Below are 1,223 nucleotides of genomic sequence, written 5' to 3'. Positions count from 1 at the left end.
TTTTACAAACAATACCAAAAATTCCACCACATCGACAAAGAAACAGGCGAGGAATATATAGAAACATCAGTAGAAGACATACAAGAAGCCAACGAATTAATCAAAGAAGTACTATTAAGAAAAAGCGACAGCCTAACAGGAGCGTGCAGAAATCATTTAGAAAACATCAAAATTTATTTAAAACTAAACAACCAATTATTATTTACCAATAGTGAAATAAGAAGACGATTTAGAATCAAAGAAAGCACCTTAAGAAATTACAACACCCAATTATTACTAGAAGGCTACATCAAAAAAGTACACAACAAAAAAGACAAATCTTATGCTTATGAAATTACCAATCAAAGCGAATACGAAGACTTACAAAAGGTTATCGATGAAAGTTTACAAAAATGTATGGAAATGATAAAAGTATTCAATCAAGAAGCACAAACAGCACAAAAACAGACAAAAATCAACAAAAAATAAAAATGACCAAATCGCAACTACCGCAAATTAACTTTTTGCGAAGTTAAAACTAATAATATCAAGAACTTAAAGTCTAAAAACTATGAAATCAAAAAAAACACATACCGACAAAAAAATAATTTTATATCAATTAACCCAACTAGTTGAAGCATTATACCCCAATAGAAAAAGCACCAATCCCTATTTTGAGCAGTTTAACGAGCAGTTACAAGGACTTGAAATTGAAGAGCAATTACTGTATCACAAATTACTGCATTGTTTTACACTACTCAACAAACAAACTAGAATGTATGAAAACAGCCATACGGTTATGACTTCCAAAGAAGATATTATCAATGTATTTTATTTTTTCACCAATGATTATCAAGTCAATGCTCAAAAGTTGTATGAATTTTATAATGATGTAGAAAAAGTCTTTAAAAAGAAACCCTTCACAAAATTAGAAGTACAAGTAAAACTCCGCACCAACAAGCGTTTTGTAGAGCGTTGTTTATCCCAATTGCAAATTTATGGACTGGTAAAATGCACCCAATGGCAATCGGGACAAAAAAACCAATACCAACTACTGGAAAAAACACTAAAACCCAGCCAAATCGAAAACCAAGACCTATTTAAAGAAGCCTTTGAAGAATGGGAAGATTTTAGAGGATTTGAACAGTTTTAAGCTCCAAAAAGGGAGCTTTTTTTAATAAATAAATCCAAAAATACTAGTTAAAATTTAACCTTACAGACACTGTAGAAGCAAATAAGCGGTC

The 1,223-nt window shown here is 30.8% G+C and carries 1 protein-coding gene and 1 pseudogene; both read left to right on the top strand.

Annotated elements, in window-relative coordinates:
- Positions 1-468, top strand: a pseudogene (locus B0A78_RS14515) (hypothetical protein); the annotation flags it as partial.
- Positions 469-550: 82 nt separating this feature from the next.
- Positions 551-1,132 carry a hypothetical protein gene (locus B0A78_RS10570; protein ID WP_097609665.1) on the top strand — a complete coding sequence of 194 codons (582 nt, stop codon included), beginning with the start codon at positions 551-553 and terminating at the stop codon, positions 1,130-1,132.
- Positions 1,133-1,223 lie beyond the last annotated feature (91 nt).

This window comes from Flavobacterium columnare NBRC 100251 = ATCC 23463 (assembly GCF_002530675.1).
GTDB classification, from domain to species: domain Bacteria; phylum Bacteroidota; class Bacteroidia; order Flavobacteriales; family Flavobacteriaceae; genus Flavobacterium; species Flavobacterium columnare.
Note: the sequence above shows the minus strand (reverse complement) of the source record. Positions and strands in the feature narration are given on the sequence as shown.

Excerpts from the sequence above, each read along its gene's own strand:
- B0A78_RS10570 (WP_097609665.1), top strand. The coding sequence starts at position 551 with ATGAAATCAAAAAAAACACATACCGACAAAAAAATAATTTTATATCAA.